At 68.0% G+C, this 17,093-nt stretch carries 17 protein-coding genes; 7 read left to right on the forward strand and 10 right to left on the reverse strand.

What is annotated here, in order from left to right:
• Positions 1 to 104 precede the first annotated feature (104 nt).
• A complete protein-coding gene (locus tag DMH03_RS26290; RefSeq protein ID WP_158633124.1) occupies positions 105 to 1,040 on the forward strand; it encodes an SEFIR domain-containing protein in 936 nt (311 codons plus the stop codon).
• Between the two features lie 12 nt (positions 1,041 to 1,052).
• Here DMH03_RS26290 and shbA read toward each other — a convergent pair whose 3' ends face one another.
• The 4 genes from shbA to DMH03_RS26310 all read right to left on the reverse strand — a co-directional run bounded on the left by shbA (position 1,053) and on the right by DMH03_RS26310 (position 4,501).
• Positions 1,053 to 1,703 (reverse strand): RNA polymerase sigma factor ShbA, encoded by a 651-nt coding sequence (gene shbA, locus DMH03_RS26295; RefSeq protein WP_125794696.1) that lies wholly within the window; start codon positions 1,701 to 1,703, stop codon positions 1,053 to 1,055.
• 4 nt (positions 1,704 to 1,707) lie between these two features.
• Positions 1,708 to 2,130 (reverse strand): hypothetical protein, encoded by a 423-nt coding sequence (locus tag DMH03_RS26300; protein ID WP_125794697.1) that lies wholly within the window; start codon positions 2,128 to 2,130, stop codon positions 1,708 to 1,710.
• A 380-nt stretch (positions 2,131 to 2,510) separates the two neighbouring features.
• Positions 2,511 to 3,014 carry a hypothetical protein gene (locus DMH03_RS26305; RefSeq protein WP_233611657.1) on the reverse strand — a complete coding sequence of 168 codons (504 nt, stop codon included), beginning with the start codon at positions 3,012 to 3,014 and terminating at the stop codon, positions 2,511 to 2,513.
• A 485-nt stretch (positions 3,015 to 3,499) separates the two neighbouring features.
• On the reverse strand, positions 3,500 to 4,501 hold the full coding sequence (locus DMH03_RS26310) for a hypothetical protein (protein ID WP_233611658.1): 1,002 nt from the start codon (positions 4,499 to 4,501) through the stop codon (positions 3,500 to 3,502).
• Between the two features lie 260 nt (positions 4,502 to 4,761).
• Here DMH03_RS26310 and DMH03_RS42135 point away from each other — a divergent pair, with 260 nt between their 5' ends.
• The 4 genes from DMH03_RS42135 (at position 4,762) to DMH03_RS26325 (ending at position 9,130) form a co-directional block, all read left to right on the forward strand.
• Positions 4,762 to 4,920 (forward strand): hypothetical protein, encoded by a 159-nt coding sequence (locus DMH03_RS42135; RefSeq protein WP_158632604.1) that lies wholly within the window; start codon positions 4,762 to 4,764, stop codon positions 4,918 to 4,920.
• Positions 4,921 to 5,108: 188 nt separating this feature from the next.
• A complete protein-coding gene (locus tag DMH03_RS26315) occupies positions 5,109 to 7,295 on the forward strand; it encodes a tetratricopeptide repeat protein (RefSeq protein ID WP_125794698.1) in 2,187 nt (728 codons plus the stop codon).
• A gap of 220 nt (positions 7,296 to 7,515) precedes the next feature.
• Complete coding sequence (locus tag DMH03_RS26320) at positions 7,516 to 7,863, forward strand: STAS domain-containing protein (protein WP_125794699.1); 348 nt, start codon at positions 7,516 to 7,518, stop codon at positions 7,861 to 7,863.
• A 22-nt stretch (positions 7,864 to 7,885) separates the two neighbouring features.
• Complete coding sequence (locus DMH03_RS26325) at positions 7,886 to 9,130, forward strand: CdaR family transcriptional regulator (protein WP_125794700.1); 1,245 nt, start codon at positions 7,886 to 7,888, stop codon at positions 9,128 to 9,130.
• A gap of 17 nt (positions 9,131 to 9,147) precedes the next feature.
• On the opposite strand, the gene DMH03_RS26330 is transcribed toward DMH03_RS26325, so the two are convergent.
• Positions 9,148 to 9,540 (reverse strand): STAS domain-containing protein, encoded by a 393-nt coding sequence (locus DMH03_RS26330; protein ID WP_125794701.1) that lies wholly within the window; start codon positions 9,538 to 9,540, stop codon positions 9,148 to 9,150.
• A gap of 97 nt (positions 9,541 to 9,637) precedes the next feature.
• Between DMH03_RS26330 and DMH03_RS26335 the strand changes: the two genes are divergently transcribed.
• Complete coding sequence (locus DMH03_RS26335) at positions 9,638 to 10,573, forward strand: universal stress protein (protein ID WP_125794702.1); 936 nt, start codon at positions 9,638 to 9,640, stop codon at positions 10,571 to 10,573.
• A 10-nt stretch (positions 10,574 to 10,583) separates the two neighbouring features.
• Here DMH03_RS26335 and DMH03_RS26340 read toward each other — a convergent pair whose 3' ends face one another.
• Positions 10,584 to 10,943 (reverse strand): hypothetical protein, encoded by a 360-nt coding sequence (locus tag DMH03_RS26340; protein ID WP_125794703.1) that lies wholly within the window; start codon positions 10,941 to 10,943, stop codon positions 10,584 to 10,586.
• Positions 10,944 to 11,015: 72 nt separating this feature from the next.
• Between DMH03_RS26340 and DMH03_RS26345 the strand changes: the two genes are divergently transcribed.
• Entirely contained in the window at positions 11,016 to 12,098 is a 1,083-nt protein-coding gene (locus DMH03_RS26345) for a glutamate--cysteine ligase (protein WP_125794704.1), read from the forward strand.
• 115 nt (positions 12,099 to 12,213) lie between these two features.
• Here the strand turns inward: DMH03_RS26345 and DMH03_RS26350 are convergent, their stop codons facing one another.
• The 4 genes from DMH03_RS26350 to DMH03_RS26365 all read right to left on the reverse strand — a co-directional run bounded on the left by DMH03_RS26350 (position 12,214) and on the right by DMH03_RS26365 (position 17,051).
• Positions 12,214 to 12,660, reverse strand: a complete 447-nt coding sequence (locus tag DMH03_RS26350) for a DUF6098 family protein (RefSeq protein ID WP_125794705.1) — start codon at positions 12,658 to 12,660, stop codon at positions 12,214 to 12,216.
• Positions 12,661 to 12,811: 151 nt separating this feature from the next.
• A complete protein-coding gene (locus DMH03_RS26355; protein ID WP_125794706.1) occupies positions 12,812 to 13,738 on the reverse strand; it encodes an alpha/beta hydrolase in 927 nt (308 codons plus the stop codon).
• Positions 13,725 to 15,749 carry a CocE/NonD family hydrolase gene (locus DMH03_RS26360; protein WP_125794707.1) on the reverse strand — a complete coding sequence of 675 codons (2,025 nt, stop codon included), beginning with the start codon at positions 15,747 to 15,749 and terminating at the stop codon, positions 13,725 to 13,727. The genes DMH03_RS26355 and DMH03_RS26360 overlap by 14 nt, the downstream gene beginning before the upstream one ends.
• Positions 15,750 to 15,752: 3 nt before the next feature.
• Positions 15,753 to 17,051, reverse strand: coding sequence for an acetyl-CoA carboxylase biotin carboxylase subunit family protein (locus DMH03_RS26365; RefSeq protein ID WP_125794708.1), 1,299 nt, complete (start codon positions 17,049 to 17,051; stop codon positions 15,753 to 15,755).
• Positions 17,052 to 17,093: the final 42 nt, after the last annotated feature.

A 17,093-nucleotide genomic window follows, 5' to 3' on the forward strand; every position in this document is an offset into this window, starting at 1 on the left:
ACAGAAAGATGACAAGCGGGTGACAACGAGTGTCTTCGACCGTGCGATCGTCAAGAATGCGACGCACCCGCAGAATGGGTCACCTTCACCTGACAGGAGTTTCGATGGCCGACAACGAGCCGCCGCATGTGTTCGTCACTTACGCACATGATTCACCGGAGCACAAAGATCGGGTTCGCCTCTTCGCGGATTTCCTGCACAGCCGGATCGGCCTCGAAGTGCACCTTGATCAATGGGACGACAACGAACGTCGCGACTGGTCATTGTGGGCGTTGAAGCACCTCGACACGGCGAATTTCGTAGTGGTCATCGCTTCCCCGGAGTACAAACGCCGCGCCGAGGGAACGGCCGCCCCCGACGAAGGACGAGGATCCCAGTTCGAGGCGGCGCGGATCCGCGATCGGCTGACCAGGGATCTCGGCCGCGAGATCAAACGGGTACTCCCGGTCGTGTTCCCCCAGCAGTCCGTCGAGGACATCCCGAACTTCCTCAACCCGTTCTCCACCACCAGGTACCCGGTCGACGCGTTCACCGAGGAAGGCGTGGAGGATCTGCTGGCCGCGATCACCGGCAGAGCCCGGCACCAGCGGCCCGAGCGCGGCCGATGGTCCGGCGGCGCGGTGAGCGCGACCGGACCGCACCGGACGTCGCTGGCGACCGGCCTGGAATGGCGGGCGTGCAGCGACGGCGTCCGGACGGAAGGCGCGCGGATCAACGACGTCCACTACGCGGACAGCATCGTCCTACGAGCGGCGGAGCGACTCGCCTTCGTCGAAGTGGACCTCGGAATGGCTTACCGAAGGCTGACCGCGGTCGCCGGCGTCCTCGACGACGCCGTGGAACCCTTCCAGGTCGGGCACTTTCGCGTACTCCTCGACGGAAGACCCTCACCCGAGGTCAAGGTCGCGCTGGGGAAACCGGCCACGATCGACATCGGCGTCACCGGAGTGCTGACGCTTCGGCTGGAATTCCACCGCCCTGGCACGACTGGGACCAGATGGTTCCCGGAACTGGCCTGGGGCGATCCCGTCCTGGATTAGCACGCGTACGGCTCAGAAGTCGTCCTCCTCCCGCACCAGTTCACGAAGCTTCACCAAGCCGCGATGCTGCTTGACCCGCACGTTCCCCGGTGTCAACCCGAGCGCGGCCGCGGTCTCGGTTGCGGTCAAGCCGACGACGATCCGCAGGGTGAGCACCTCCCGCTGCACTCTCGGGAGCTTGGCGACGAGCCTGCCCAACCGCACGCCGAGGTCGACGCCGAGCGCGTGGCTTTCGGGCTCGTTGCGGACCGATCCGGCCTCCGGCAGCTCGGGCACGGGGTCGGATCGGTCACGGGAAACCATGCGGAAGGCGTCGGCGACCTTGTTGGCCGCGATCGCCCGCACGAGGTAGAGGAACGAGCCACCTCGATCCTCATAGGCGGGCAACATCTTGAAGACCGCGAGGCAAACCTCCTGCGCGACGTCGTCGGCCGACAGGTAGGAAAGGTCGCGACCGCCCATCCGCGCGCGGCAGTAGCGCACCAGCATCGGCTTCACGACCGCCAGCAAGGCGTGCACCGCGTCCGGATCACCGTTCTTCGCCGCCACGACGAGCGGGGCGAGCGCCTCTTTGGTCAGCCGGCCCGACGGGCGCGGCAAATCCGCCAAGGTGCGGTATCCCTGGACTTCGCCGCCGATAAGGCGAGTGTCGATGGTCGCCATCGGATCAATCCATCACTTTCGCGGTGGAATCGAGCCGGCGGACCTGTGCGATGAAGGAATTCATCCGCCATCGGAGGCTGTACGCCTTCGTCGTATCACCGAGCGTCGTCTTCCCGGGAAGAAGGGCGGCCAGTTCACCTACCGTGCGCCCGTTCGTCTCGGAGACGCTGAGGGCGATCCGTTGCCGGACCGCGTCGAGTGCCGCGGAGTGGGCGATCATGGGATTTCCGTCGTCCGCGATGGACCAGCCCCTCCTCGCGACCGTTCTCCTGAAAACCTGCCGCAGCTGCTGCCCGCTCAGCGTCGTTTCCACGCGCCGCGGCCGGAATCCATGTCTCTTGAAGGCGGTATAGCCCAGGTACAGAACGACGATCAGGGCGCCTGCCGTGCCGTTTCCCGCAGCCGTGGTGCCAGTGGCGGTTCCCATGCTCTCTCCCGGGCGTTCGCGGTCCGAATACCCGGTGATCGGAGAAAGCGGCGGCGACGTTGCGGCTCGCGGTTTCTTGTCCTTGTTCTGACCGTTGCGAACAGCCCCAAATCAAGGACATTTTCCGCACGGGCGCGATCACCGGTAGCGAAACTGTTTCGGCAATCGATCCCTGCGCAGATGACCGAAGCCGAACCCGTCCTGCACCGGCAGCGCTACGCCGTGCAGCCCCGTGGGGAGGTCGTGAGTGTTATGTGTCGTTCTGACGACCCGAAACACTCACGACCACCCAGCGGCCGTGTCGCCTTGGCATCAAGCCGCCTTTGCCTTACCCCTCAATAAGAGCTTCACCGAAGCCGATCCTGGGTGGCGGCGGATGGCTAGGGGCCGCCCACCAGATCGTAGGTCAGGTAACAGTCATCGGACGCCTCGACGACCACCCTCGTCACTGTCTCCCCCGGCGAGACGGCACCAGCCGTGAAAAGGGGGTGTGAAGATCCGAACAGGGTGAAGACGTCATCGACCTTTATCAACCCTGAGCCACCTGTGCCTTCACTCAGGCCCAGTCCAGTCCGAGGCGTGCAGTACGGCCTTGCTCGCTGTTCGGGGGTTTTCTCGTCTTCGCACCATTGCGCGCCGGCGCACGTCGTGGGGTCGCGGTAGTCCCTGCCGTTGTACTGGACCTGGTGCGGGAGGCCCTTCTCTTCCGGCAGGGCGTAGCCGAAGTGGTTCGCCGCCTTGGAGGTGAACGCGGCTCCACAGAGCGCGCCGAGAACGGCCAGCGCCACCATGGACAGCATCACTCGGCGTCGGCGTGTGGTGGACTGGTCCTCGACGTCTTCATCGTCGTAGCGCGGCGTGGGCGCAGGTTCCCGGCCCGGCATGGTGGTCCCTTTCCGCCTGACGAAGTGTTCCTGACCACCGTAGCCGCGAGGGCCACCCCGGCACTCAAGCCGGGTTATTAAGGGGAAGCGCGGGGCCAGTGTCCGCTTCTGCGTAGGCGTTCTCCTGGTAGTGAGGGCCTCTTTGCCTACTCTGAGGGTAGTGAAGGAGGCTTTCGCTACCGTCAGATGTGATCCCTGGTGACCGTGGGACGGTAGTGGCCTCGGCGGCCGGTCGTGAAGTACATGAAGGCCCCCTTCCTTGCGTCTAGCGCAAGGAAGGGGGCCTTCATGTACTTCGGCAAGGCGTGACTCGCGTGCTTGGGGACGTGCCCGAGACACGACACGCTTGCCTTACCCTTCAACAGTTCCGGGGGGCTATCCGAATAACCGGAGCCGGCGGTTTCGCGTGACTGGACGGACGGCACGTGTGATCCGGCGGACGACACACGCCGAAATCGCCGCCCGCACACCGGCACGCGCTGACTCTAGCCGTCCTTACCGCTCACGAGAGGTTCCCCAAGCGGTACTGGCGCCCTCCAGCGCACTCCATAGGCGAAACCCGGTGTCAGGCGCCGGAACTGGACATGGACCTCGCCGGAAGCGTCCGGCGTCAAGGAGAATCCTCGCGCCGCCTCATCACTCGCGTCGTCCTGGAAGACCCGCTCCAGCCGCACCACTTCCGCCGGGATCGGCAGGGGAAACCGGACGTGCAGGTCGAACAGATCGACCGGATGACGGGGGACGCAGACGAAATGCGGGTGCCTGAATTCCGCTCTGAACCGCAACGCGATCTCGTGTCTGCTCTGCCGCTGAAGCGGTTCGGGCAGGTGTAACGCCAAGCCGACGCGATCAGTGGACTCCATCGCCCTGCCGATCAGCCGTCCACCGTGGAACACGTCCACCCGGAGATCGTCGGCGCCGATGGCTTCACCCCGATAGACCGAGTCGGTGAGGGTCAGGGCGAGGTCCAGCTCGGTGATGTCGTCGGCGTCCGCGACGATCCGGCGGAATTCGAAAACCTCCGGAACCGGCTGGTCGAGCGCCAGCGTCACTCGCAGCTCCTCCGTGTGCCACCTACTACTGGGCTGGGCCGTTTCCGCTTCGAAGGATTCGTTCGTGGACGCCACGGCGACCTCGGCGAGCCGATCGATTCCTTCGTCGATACGCCGGCGGGCGGTCCGGTCGTCACGCTGCAGATGCCCGGCCAGCCAGCGCACCCGTTCCTGATAGACGGGGTGCACCGCCTCCGGGTGCAGTCCGAGCGCGGCCAGCACAGCGGTGCACAGATCCTCGGGCAACGAACGCGACCACTCGGACAGGCATTCGCCCAGCATTCTCCGGATCGCCGCGTTTCCGGCACCCCCGGCCGTACCGCAGACCGCGCGCAGCGCGGGACCCGCCCGCTCGGCGAGGTGAGGTGCCGCGATTCCCCTACCCCGTCGAAGCAGCTTCAATTCGCCGGCGAGATCAACAGCGCTGACGGTCACCAGTCCTCCCCTAGTGGTTCGAGCACGGTGGTCAATAGTCGTCAGCCCGGCGGCCCGTGTCCAGCCGGTCGCGGCCGTGTATCGACGATCGTTATTCGGGTTTCCCTTTCCCGCCCAGACGGGAAACAGGAAACTCCTTGTCGCTGCCAGACCCGCGACGCATTCTTGGTGAGTCGCCGAAATTCGCGGCGAATAACACACCGACCAGCGGTTTCCGTGCTGTCGAGTGCTGCCCTGACGCGCACATCCAAGGAGTCGGAATGAAGGTCATGTGCTCGCTTTCACTGCTCTTACGGCTGGCTTTCTGGCTGTGGGTGATCGCGCTCGTCGTCGGGGTGGTGCTCGGCGGCGCACAGGGAACCGCGCCCGCGAACCCGGTCCAGCCGGCGGTCGCCACACACGGAAAGGAGGTGGACTGACCATGCAGACCCACACCATCGGCCTCATCCTGGCCCTGCTCGGCTTCGTGTTCGGCTGAGGACGATCGGCGACCATGGAACGCACACGCGGCCGCCTGCCGGGTCCACGGATCCGGCAGGCGGCCGGAGCCAGCTGCCGAAACATCTTCCACACGGCCATACTGATCCTCCGACGAGGGTGGGGGCCGATGAACGAGAGAGCCACGTTCGGAGCCGAGCTGAGACGCCGCCGCAAGGCGGCCGGCCTTTCACTCACCGAACTCGCCGTTCGCACCCACTACAGCAAGGGTTACCTCAGCAAGGTCGAAACCGGGCTTTCCGCGCCGAATCCCGCACTCGCCGCATTGTGCGAAACCGAACTAGGTGCGGAGGGAGCGTTGAAACCACTGCTGCCCGGTGAATCCGTGCGGCGCAGGACACGGCCGGACGTCCGGCCGTCCGGCTTACCGCCGGCGACGACCTCCTTCACCGGGCGGACCGCCGAACTGCGGGCGATCCGCACGGCGCTCGAAGCCGACGGAGGAGTCTGCGTCGTGTCCGGCATGGGCGGCGTGGGCAAGACGGAACTCGCGGTGCGGTGCGCGCACCGGCTGGAGTCCGGGTTCGCCGACGGCTGCCTGTTCGTCGATCTGCGCGACGAATCCGGCGAATCCGCCGCGGTGCACGACAGACTCCTGCGCGTCCTCGGCGTGCCGGCGGATCACATCCCGGCCGACCCTGCCGATCGGACGGCGTTGTATCGGTCCCGGCTTCGGGGCCGCAGTGTGCTCCTTGTACTCGACAACGCGGTCAACGCGGCTCAAGTGCGCCCGCTGCTCCCGGCCGAGCCGAAGTGCCGGGTGCTGATCACGAGCAGGTCCCGGCTGAGCGCGCTCGACGACGCCGCGCACATCTCCTTGGACATGCTCCCGCTCGATGCGGCGGTCGGCCTCTTCACCACGGTCACCGGTGTTCCCTCCAGCGCAGCCGTCATCCGGGTGGTCCAACGATGCGCCCGGCTCCCCCTCGCGGTCCGGATCGCCGCGGCGAGGCTTCGCGCTCACCCGTCTTGGGACGTCGAGGAACTGGATCGGCGGCTGGCCGACGAAACAGCTCGTCTCGGCGAGCTCGACGACGGCGAACGCTCGCTCGCCGTCGCGTTCCGGCTGTCCGTCAAGCAGCTGAGTGCCGCCGAAGCGAGGCTCTTCGGGTTGCTCACCGTCCACCCCGGGACCGACGTCGACATCCATACCGCGAGTGCGCTGAGCGCGCTTTCGTTCCGGGAGACCGATCGGCTGCTGGACCGTTTGCACGAAGCCCACCTGCTCACCCAACCGGACTCCGACCGCTACGGATTCCATGACCTGCTGCGCGCGTTCGCGACCGAATTCGTACTGACCGACGCGGAGGACGAAATGACAGCATTCGGCAGGCTGACCGCCTTCGCGGTGCGAACCGCGGCTCAGGCCGACAAGGAACTCACCCCGCACCGCTTCGTCCCGGAGATCGTCTTCGACCCTGGAATCCCGGAACCGGTACGGCTGGACGACGGCGAGATGGCGATGTCCTGGTTCCGCGCCGAATGGCCCGGGCTGGTCGCCCTGTGCAGGACGGCGCATGAACGCGGTGAGTACGACCGGTGCTGGCAGCTCGCCTTCTTCCTGCGTGACTACTTCTTCGTGGCCAAACTCTGGGATCCTTGGCTGGAAACCCATCGGTGGGCGCGCGCGTCCGCCGAGGCTGTCGGCGACACGTGGGCGCTCGCCACCACCACGGCCAATCTCGGGGTCGCGCACGTCGATCGCGGCGATCTGGACGAAGCTTCGGCGTGTTACGGCGAAGCGCTCGCGCTGTTCCGGCAGATCGGTGACGGTCACGGGGAAACCACGACACTCGCGCACAGCGGCTGGGCCGAACACTATCGGGGCAACCATGACGACGCGTTGCGAGATCTCCGGCAGGCGCACGCGGCCTACGGCCGTGACGGCAATCGCCGCAACGCCGCGATCACCGGCCGCGGGATCGCCTTGGTACTGACGGCGCTTGGGCAGCCGGTCGAAGCCACCACACTCGCCGCCGAAACGTTGGCCGTCTTCGACGAGCTGGGGCTGGACCTCGACGCCGCGATGGCCCTCAACTGCCTGGGCTGGGCTTGGTTTCACACGGAGCGTCACGACCTGGCCGCCTCGGCGTATCGCGCGGCCGCGGACCGCGCCGAAGCCTGCGGAAGCCGTTACGAAACCGCGCGCGCCTACGTCGGCCTCGGGAACGTCGCTGCCGCTGAAGGCTCCACCGAGCTGGCGGCCGACCTGTGGAATCGAGCCGACGAGGTCCATCCCGATCTCGACGAGGTCATGGTCGGTGAAAGCCGTGCGCGCGGAGGCGCGACGGCCTGAGCGGGGATACCGGCGACGAGTCCGGACGCCGCTCATCCGGCGGGTCGACCCGCAAGGCTGCTACGGTTGACCTGTCGCGGTTCAGACACCAGCCGCCGGATCCTTTTTTCCGGGTCCGGCATGCCCTCCGGGCAGGAGCCGGCCCCCAAACCGGCAAGGAGTCCACTTGACTGACTACCGCGCTCCCGCATCCGATCTTTCCCGGTCAACACGGAGATTCGTGTCCTCTCTCGACATCTCGGTCACCGCGTCCGGCACCGATACCGTCGTCACCGTGTCGGGTGAAATCGATCTTGCCGTCTCCGCCGATCTGCGACGGGCGATGGAAGAGGAGCTCCTGTTCACGCCGGCGGCGCTGATCGCGGACCTGTCCACGGTGAGCTTCTGTGATTCGTCCGGTTTCACCGCTCTCGTCCAGGTCCGCGCGAAGGCCGAAGAAGCGGGCGTCCCGTTCGTCATCGTCACCCGGGAGCGGGCTTTGCTGCGCCCGATGTCGCTGCTCGGCCTCGACGCCGTCTTCACCGTGCACCCGACCCTCGATTCGGCACGGGACGCGCTCACTCGCTGACCAGCTGTCATGATGGGCGGTTGTGACGGGTGACAACGATCCAGGGTTCCGCATCGGCGGGCGTCCACTGGCGGAACGGCTGACCGAGGTCCTGCCGTCGCTCGCGAAGACGGTTCTCGCCGAGATCGTCTCACGCATCCCGGAGTACGGGCTGTTACCCGCCGAGGAACTCAGTGGCGACATCACCCACGTGATCGAGCAGAACCTGCGTTCGTTCATCGACACTCTGCGCACCGGGTCCACGCCGACGCGGGAGGAGCTCGACTTCCTCCGCGAATCGGCGGCCCGGCGCGCGGAGGAGGGCATCCCGATCGACATCGTGCTCACCGCGTACCACATCGGCATCCAGGTGGTCTGGGCGTCGCTGACGCCGGACGCGCGGCCGGAGGAGGTCGCCGACGTCCTCGCGGTCAACGCGCTCACCCTGCGGTACCTGGAAGTGGTCACCCCCGCGGTCGGCGCGGGGTATCTCGACGAGCGCCAGACGATGGTCGACGACGAGCGTTCGGCGCGGCACGCGGTGCTCTCCGCACTGCTCGACGGCGAACCGGCGGAAGTCGCGGCGGGACAGGCCGGTCTGCGCCTGCCGCCGTGCTACATCGTGCTCGCGGCGTCGGTCGGGGCGCATCCGGACGAGGCCACCACCGGGGTCGACCCGCAGATCGCCGGCCGCCGGAAACTCCGGCGGCTCCGGGTCGAGCTGGAGCGCCAGGTCCGGGGCGCGGTGCTGACCTCGCTCACGCCCGAAGGCGGGATCGCCTTGCTACCGCATGAAACCCCGGTCGGCGAACTGTCCACGCGCGACTGGACACGGCTGGAGCGGGTCCTCGCCGACGTCGCTCGCACGGCGGGCGCGGAAGTCATCGCCGGCGCAGCCGCGGCCGAGCCGTCCGGGGTGCCCGCGGCGGCGAGGCTCGCGCAGGACGTCCTCGCGGTCGCCACCGCATCCGGCCGTCCGCCCGGCCTGTACCGGCTCGACGACGTCCTGCTCGAGTACCAGCTTTCGCGCCCCGGCCCGGCGCTCGACCGGCTGGCCACCCGGCTGGCACCGCTGGACGGCAACGAGGAACTCGTCCACACGTTGGAGACCTTCCTTCGCCGCGGAGGACGCAGGCAGACCGCCGCCGCCCTGCACGTCCATCCGAACACCGTCGACTACCGGCTGCGCCGGATCGCCGATCTCACCGGGCTGGACCCCACCAGGCTGGAACACGTCGCCCTGCTGCAGGCGGCCCTCGCGGCCCGCTCGGCCACGGGCCACTTGTGACGCGTCACGAAAGGTGCCTACAAGACTCGGAGACCGTCACAAAGGTCGAGCAGCCGTCGGGCGGACCGGCATTCACCGGGGAAGACGAAGAGCTGCGTGCCCGTGTCCTCGGCGAGCAACTGCGCGCGTTCGAGCACCCGGATGCCCGGCACGCCGAAGAACTCGAGTTCGGACAGGTTGAGGATCAACCTGGTGCCGCTGCCGTGGAGCCGCTGGTCCAGCATCTCCCACAGCCTCGGCGCGGTGGCGAGGTCGACCTCGCCGTTCGCCTTGACGACCGCGGTTTCCCTGGTCGGCCTGCTGACATGCAGGCGGAGGCGTCCTCGTGGTTCTTCGAGTGCCCGCAGCTCGGAGGACGCTGAGGAGGCGCGCTTCTTGTCAAGCGCGCGGGGCGTCGACAGAGAAGTCATATGTGGAAGTACCCCGTCACCCGGTGCGATGAAACCGTCCGGCCGCTTGAAGACCACCGAAAACGGGTATCACCGCCCACGTCGGAGGTGATGTCCCATGTCCGCTGCACAGACCGGTACAGGGCCGGTGGTGACCGGTTTCGACGGATCCGCGGAGGCGCGCCGCGCCGTCCGCTGGGCGGTCGCCGAGGCGAAGACGCGCGGCCTCGGCCTCGTTCTCGCCTACTGCACCCACGACCGTCTTCCCCCGCCCGGCTCGGACCCGGTCGCGACGCCGCTGAACGAAGCCGTTCCGCAAGCCGCCGATGAAGCTGACGTCGAGCCCGCTCGACGTCAGCTCGCTTCGATGGCGGAAGCCCTGAAGCGCTCCGAGCCCGATCTCGACGTCCGCACGGTCGTCGGCGGCGGAACTCCGGAGCAGGTCCTGACCTCGGTCGCCGACGAGACGGACGCGGCGATGATCGTGCTGGGCGAATCCCACACCGGGTTGTTCGCCAGGGCCGTCCTCGGCTCGACGGAATCCGAGGTGACCAAGACCGCCGGACGTCCCGTCGTGGTCGTGCGCGGGGACGAGCCGCCTCCGGGCGGGCCGGTGATCCTCGGAACCGACGGCTCGGAGCAGAGCGCGCAGGCGGCGGGCTTCGCGTTCGACTTCGCCTCACGTCACGGGCTCACCGTGCACGCGGTCCACGTCGCGCGCATGCCGCTTTGGGGCCCCGCGAGCGAGCCTCTGCTCGGCGGGCCGGTACTGGATCCGGCGCCCGGCATCCCGCAGGAGGTGGCCGACCAGCTCGTCGCCCGGCAGCTCGAGCCGTGGCGCGAGCGCTATCCGGAGGTCTCCGTGGAGCTGGTGCACGGGGTGGGGCCCGCCGCGCAGGCGTTGACCGTGCAGTCCAGTGAGGCCGCGCTGCTGGTGCTCGGCCGCAGCGATCACGGCGATCTCCGGCGGCTGCTGCTGGGTTCGGTCAGCGACGACGCGCTGCACCACGCCCATTGCCCGGTGGCGGTGGTCCGCGCTCAGCCGGTGGCCTGAGCGCGGCGCGTCACGAGGAAGCGAGTTCTCCGAGCGTCCGCCGCGAAGCGCGTAGTTCCGCGGCCATCAGCAGACCGCCAGTGCGAGCCTGGGCGAGCGCGTAGCCGACATCGGCGACCTTGTCCCAGGACTCCCCCGCCGAGTCGGCCGTGCCGAGCTGACCGGACAGGAGGCTCTGTTCGAGTTGTGCCTGCAAGCCGGGCAGGACGTTGGCGAGGTCGTCGGCGAGCTGCTGCAACGCGCCGATGGTGCGGCAGAGGTCGGCGGGTGAGGCCTGTTCCTCGGTCCGCAGCCGGCTGTACAGGTGACGCACGACTGTGCCGGCCTGTGCGGCCAGCAGATACGGCGGCTCCGCCGACTTCGGGTTCATTACCCTGAAATACCCCGTCCTCGACCTGCGAAAACAAAGTTTGTGCCGAGCGGGCGGGGGGTATCAGCGGTTGTGAACGACAACGTACTCACCTTCGGGGTCGAGGAAGAGTTCTTCGTGGTGGGCCGGGACGGCCACCTTTCCCCGGCGGGAGATGCCGTCGTGGACGCCGCCGAGGAGGATCAGGGCGAACTCCAGCAGGAGCTCACCCGCTCCCAGGCCGAATCGGCCACCGACATCTGCAAGACACACGCTGAAGCCGAGCGGCAGCTGACGGCGATGCGCGCGGAACTGGCCGAAGGCGCCGCCCGGCGGGGCTGCCGTCTGCTGCCCAGCGGCAGCGCACCGCTGGCGGAGACGGAGTTACCCGCCATCACACCGAATCCGCGCTACGAGCGGATGTCCGAACATTTCGGGGCGACCGCGCGGACGTCGCACACCTGCGGCTGTCACGTCCACATCGCCATCCCCGACCGGGAAACCGGGATCCGGGTGATCAACCGCGTCCGGCCCTTCCTCCCCGTGTTGCTGACCGTGACGGCCAATTCCGCGATCTGCGACGGGTACGACACCGGATACGCCAGCTGGCGTTACCAGCAGTGGAACCGCTGGCCGTCGGCCGGTTCGCCGCCGCGGTTCACCTCGCTGGACCACTACGAAAGCATCGTCGACGCCTGGCTCCGCGCGGGCGCCATCCTCGATCGCGCGATGGTCTATTGGGACGTAAGGCTTTCCGAGAAGCAGCCGACGGTGGAGTTCCGGTTCGCCGACGTCGCGGCCACTCCCGGCGAAGCGGTACTGCTCGGGGTGCTGATCCGCGGGCTGGTCGGCACGGTCCTCGGCACGGAGGAGCGCCCCGCGGATTTGTCCAACGAGGTCTTGCGCGCCCAGATCTGGCGTGCGTCGCGGGAAGGGCTTTCGGGACGCTGCCCGCATTTCCGGACCGGCGACCTCGCCCCGGCGAGCGAGGTGCTCGACGACGTCGTCACCTTCGCCGCCGGTGCGCTCGAGGAGACCGGGGACCTCGACTTCGTCCACGACGGCCTCGCCAGGCTGGTCGCCGAAGGCAGCGGGGCCGACCGGCAACGGGCGCGGTTCGAGAAGCGTCAACGCGCGGAGGACGTCGTGGACCTGTTGGCCGTCCGGCCGGGTTAGCGGCCAGTCCGGATGGCGTCATTCGCGTGTCCAGAAAGCGAACTCGCGTGATTGAAGGCGGAACTCGCGTGATTGGACGGCGAACTCGCGTGATCGGGCGGACGCCAGGCGGGGGTCAGGTTTGGCCGAGTTCCGAAGGCCGGCGTAGCGGGCCCCAGTCGGCGTCGTCCCGCGCGCGCTCGCGCAACAGGCCGCGAGCCTCGTCGAGGACGGCGGTGGAGATCCGCCCGACGGGTTCGGGGTCGGTCAGCAGTGGCTCGTTGTCCGGTCCCGAAGCGACCACGCGGCCCGCCAGCACCCAGGGTTTGGTCTCGCGGGGCCGCTCGTGCCTGAGGTGGCAATAGTCGTAAAGCCGCCTGGCCAGCCAGAGTTCGAGCGGCTGATCCCGCCACCATGGTTCGGGATCGAGGGGGTTCACCGAGAGTCCCGGCAGTTCCGTGCCGGTGAGTTCGTCCCGGCTCGTGCCGGGGCGATGTTCGGGAGACGGCGCCCAGCGCACGTACAGGCCTTTCCGTCGCCGGACCAGCGCGGCGAGTTCCCCCAGGGATTCCAACTGCTGCATCGAGCGCTCCTGTGCGACGAATGGACACGGTGACCGGCGCGCCGGCGTCCCTGCTCCGCCGGGGCTGCCCACGCCGGTCCACCTCGCGACCGGCGGACGTACAACCTCGCTGCACCGGCCGCTTCGTTCCGGTTACCCGCTCACGAGGGAGCTACACCGGTTTCACCAGCGATCGATCCACGAGATGCGCGATCTCCTCCAGTGCCAGCCTCGCTTCCGGGATCGCGGCCAGCATCCACGCGTGGATCATGCCCTCGTACTCGTGATAGCTCAGCGGCACCCCTTGTTCGGTGCACAGGGTGTGCAGCCGCCGGGCGTCGGAGAGGAGGACGTCCTTGGTCCCGATGTAGACGGTCAAGGCCCCGAGCCCGGAAAGGTCGCCGGACAATGGGCTGAGCCTGGGGTCGGTGCGCGGCAGCTGTCCACTGTAGAGCCTGGCCGCCTCGTTCAGCCCGGTGAGCGCCAGGTACGGGTCACGCTCGTCCAGCGCCGGTTGCGCCGGATGGGTCATCGTCAGGTCCAGCCACGGCGACAGGAGGACGGTCTCCTTGGGCACCGGCCTGCCTTCGTCCCGCAACGCCTTGGTGAGCGCCAGCGCGATCCCGCCACCGGCGGAATCCCCCATCACGATCTGGTCCTCCGGGGCGACATCCGCGGCGAACTCGTCGTAGGCGCGGCGGACGAACTCGGTGGTCTCCGGGCACTGGTGCGCCGGGGCCAGCGGGTAGATCGGCACGGTGACCGAGCAGCCGGTGCGGTCGATCAGCCGTCCGAAGAAGCGCCAGTGGTCGTGCTGGATCTGGTGCACGTAGGCGCCGCCGTGGAAATACAGCACGTGGTTGCCGTCGCCTCCGCCGCCGGCCGGGCGGATGGTGTAGCAGGGTCGTCCGTCCACTTCGGACCGGGTGACGTCGAACCGGCGCCTGATCGCGCGGATCGGCCCCCGGTCGCCCTTCGCCTGGCTGCTTTCGATGCTCCGGCGGAAGCGGCCGAGCTCGGCGTAGGTGCGCTTCCGGTTGGTGAGGCGCAGCCACGCGAGCAGCGACTTCGCGGGGAGACTCGTCTTAGACCTGATCACGGGGAACCGTCCGATGCCAGTTGCGGGAGAACGTCCTTCGCTCCCCTTCGTATGCGTCGAGCTGTGCGTCGATCACGAATTCGGTGGGAGTGCAGGACACCCGGGTGCGGGTCTCGGACCGGGCTTCCCAGTCGCCGCGGGCGAACGTCATCGACCACGACGTCTCCGCCACCGGGGAACAGAAGTCGTCGGCCACCCACGAGTATCGCTCGAACACGTTCCTGGTGACGTCGAGACAGATGTCCTCGAACCGGACCTTGCCCTCGTTCTTCACGATGTCGAGCGCGGATCGGTAGTCGATCAGGTCACGGGAGACGGTCCAGCGCTGTTCGCCGGGTTCGATCTGGGTCGCGGGCAGCGGTTCCGCGCCTTCGGGTTCACCGAACGGCCGTGCCGGGACCTCGTCCGCTTCCGCTATGGGCCGCACCGGAAGCGTGAGCGTGCTCTGTCCGGTGTGGACGGTCACCATCGCCGGTTCCGGCGGTGGCCACGCCAGCGGCCAATACGACGACGAGATCGACAACCGGATCCGGTGCCCGGCGGGGAAGGCCTGCGCGACGGCGTTGAGCTCGACGCGCACCCGGTACCGCTTGCCCGGTTCCAGTGGCTCCGGGTCTTCGTGCCCGTCGCGGTGGGTCAGGTTCAGCAGTCCGTAGGTCACTCGCGTGGCCCTGCCGTCCGGCGCGACGTCGGACAGCCGGACGGCGACCTGCGCGACCGGCTTGTCCGCCGAGACCTCCAGGTCCACCACCGGCGAACCGAGGATCTCGCAGGGTTCGGCGAGCTCGTCGGTTTCGAAGACGAGCGAGCCGCCGTCCTCCTCCCGCTGGTCGTACGGCAGATCGGGCGGAGCACTGTAGGAGGCCCACTTACCGGCGAACTGACCGACCGAAAGCGGTGACTCCACCGACAGGTTCTCCGCCGGGACGTCCTCACCCGGACGGGCGATCCGGTGCCGGGTGAGCCGATGCTCGGACGGGTGCACATGCGGCGAAGGCCAGGACGGCTCCCCCACCCAGCGGCCGGGGCGGTCCTCGTACGAGGTCGACGGTGGCACGCTGTCCTGCATCCAGGTCTGGAGCATCGGCCCGTCCATGACGCCGTTCTCGGCGTCCTTCAGCCAGTGGTCCCACCAGCGGACCAGCTCCTGCAGGTAGCCGATGGCGGGCCCGGGGCGGCCGAGGTGCGGGTACTTGTGCGACCACGGCCCGATCAAGCCGCGCCTCGGCACGTCGAGATTGGCCAGCAGCCGGGAGACCGCGTTCGAGTACCCGTCCGCCCAGCCGCTCGAGGCGAGGACGGGCACCTGGACGTCGCTGTAGTTCTCGCAGACCGACGCGTGCCGCCAGTAGTCGTCCCGGCGCTGGTGTGCCAGCCATTCGCCCGCCCAGAGTTCGCAGTTCTCCAGCCGTTCGTGCCACAGGTCCCGCCACCGCTCGCCCGCCAGCGCGGGATCGGGCGGCAGCGTCGCGTAGGCGAACATCGTGGAGGCCTCGGCGACGTTGTCCGAAAGCAGGCAGCCGCCCATGTAGTGCATGTCGTCGGAGTACCGGTCGTCGGTGAACGACGCGATCGCGATCGCGGTCAGGCTCGGCGGTTTGCGTGCCGCCACCTGGAGGGCGGCGAACCCGCCCCAGGAGATGCCCATCATCCCCGTGCGGCCCGAACACCATGGCTGCGCGGCGATCCATTCCAGCACGTCCTCGGCGTCGAGTTGCTCCCGTTCGAGGTACTCGTCGGTGAGCACGCCCTCCGACTCCCCCGAACCGCGGATGTCGACGCGGACACAGGCGTAGCCGTGCCCCGCGAGGTACGGGTGGTGCACGGAGTCCCGCACCGAGGTCAGGTCGCGGTGCCGGTACGGGATGTACTCCAGGATCGCCGGGACCGGTTCGCCGTCCGAGGCGACCGGCCGCCAGACCCGCGCCGACAGCCGGACGCCGTCGGAAACCGGGATCCAGACGTGGTCCTCCTCCGTGATCTCGTACGGCAGCGAGGCCACCGTCCGCATGGGCTACCCCTCCTCGAAGTCGAACCGCAGCGCCTCGGTGCACCGGCGGTACTTGCTCTCCATCTCCCGTTCGGTCTGCGCCGCGACGAAGATATGCGCGAGTTCATAGCTGTAACTGTCCTGTTCGGGCAGTTCCGAGAGCCGGATTCCCTTCTCGGCCACCGGTTCGATCTTCACCCCCGGGATCTCCGCCTCCAGGTCCGCGATCTCGCCGCGGGTGGGCACCCTGGTGACCAGCGCGTCACGGAAGCGGCGGTAGTACCACTTGCCCGCGATCCGGTAGTCACCCTTGTTCCGGCGCCGTCCGGGATCCTGGCCGAGGCCGAGCTGGACCATGATCTGGTGGTTCGCCACCCCGTCGACGTATTCGAACAGTTCCGCGTGGGACTGCGAATGCCGTGGGTTGATCTCCAGCAGGCAGGCCTGCCCGGATTCGGGGTGACAGAAGAACTCGATGCTGAAAGTGGCGTTGTCGAAGCCGATCTGCTCCATCACGCGGACGGAGATCTCCCTCATCCGCTCGACGGCGTCCTCCGGCAGCTGCGACGGGTACTGATGCCGCAGGAACGAAGGGGTGTCGGGATAGTTGATCGAGTCGAGGACACCGTAGACGGTGACCTGTCCTTTGTAGACATACCCTTCGGTCGCCGCCTGCACGCCGCTGAGCTCACCCTCGGCAAGGCACGCGGCCCCGCCGACGTCGGCCACCTCGGCGGGGAGGTCGACCATGCCGAGGATGCGGTCGAAGGGTTTGCCGATCCTGTCGACACCCGCCCGGATCTCGGCGACGGCCTTCTCGAACTCGTCGTCGTCGGCGACGTGGAAGGCCAGCTCCGAGGAGAACGACTTCACCGGTTTGAGCCACATGGGGTAGTCGACCCCCTCGGGCGGCCGGGGGTCGTCCTGGTCCAGGTCGACGATGCCGAACGACGGCACCTCGTCGATCACCTTCGCCTGTTCGAGGCGGCTCCAGTACTTGTCCTCGCACTTGAGCACCGCTTCGAGCGAAACACCGGGAAGGCCGTACTTCTCGCACAGCATGGCCACCATCGTCGAAGACGGGAAGTCCCAATAGCTGACGATCGCGTCGATCGACCCGTCGAAGGCGTCCAGCTGGGACACGGCCTTCTCCACGAGTTCGACGATCGGGATCTGCCCGTGCTGGAGTTGGTCCGGCGACAGCAGACCGTGGAAGCGATACCGCTCGGCGCCGGGGACTCGTCTCAGCACCTCTTCGTTGCTGTCGTCGAGACCGATGACGAAGATGTTCTTTTCCTCTGGGGGCCTGGAGGATGTGGTCATAGGCCAGTGCTACCCGCTCCGGCGGCCAGGAAAACCCTGGTT

Source organism: Amycolatopsis sp. WAC 01376 (assembly GCF_003947415.1).
GTDB lineage: Bacteria > Actinomycetota > Actinomycetes > Mycobacteriales > Pseudonocardiaceae > Amycolatopsis.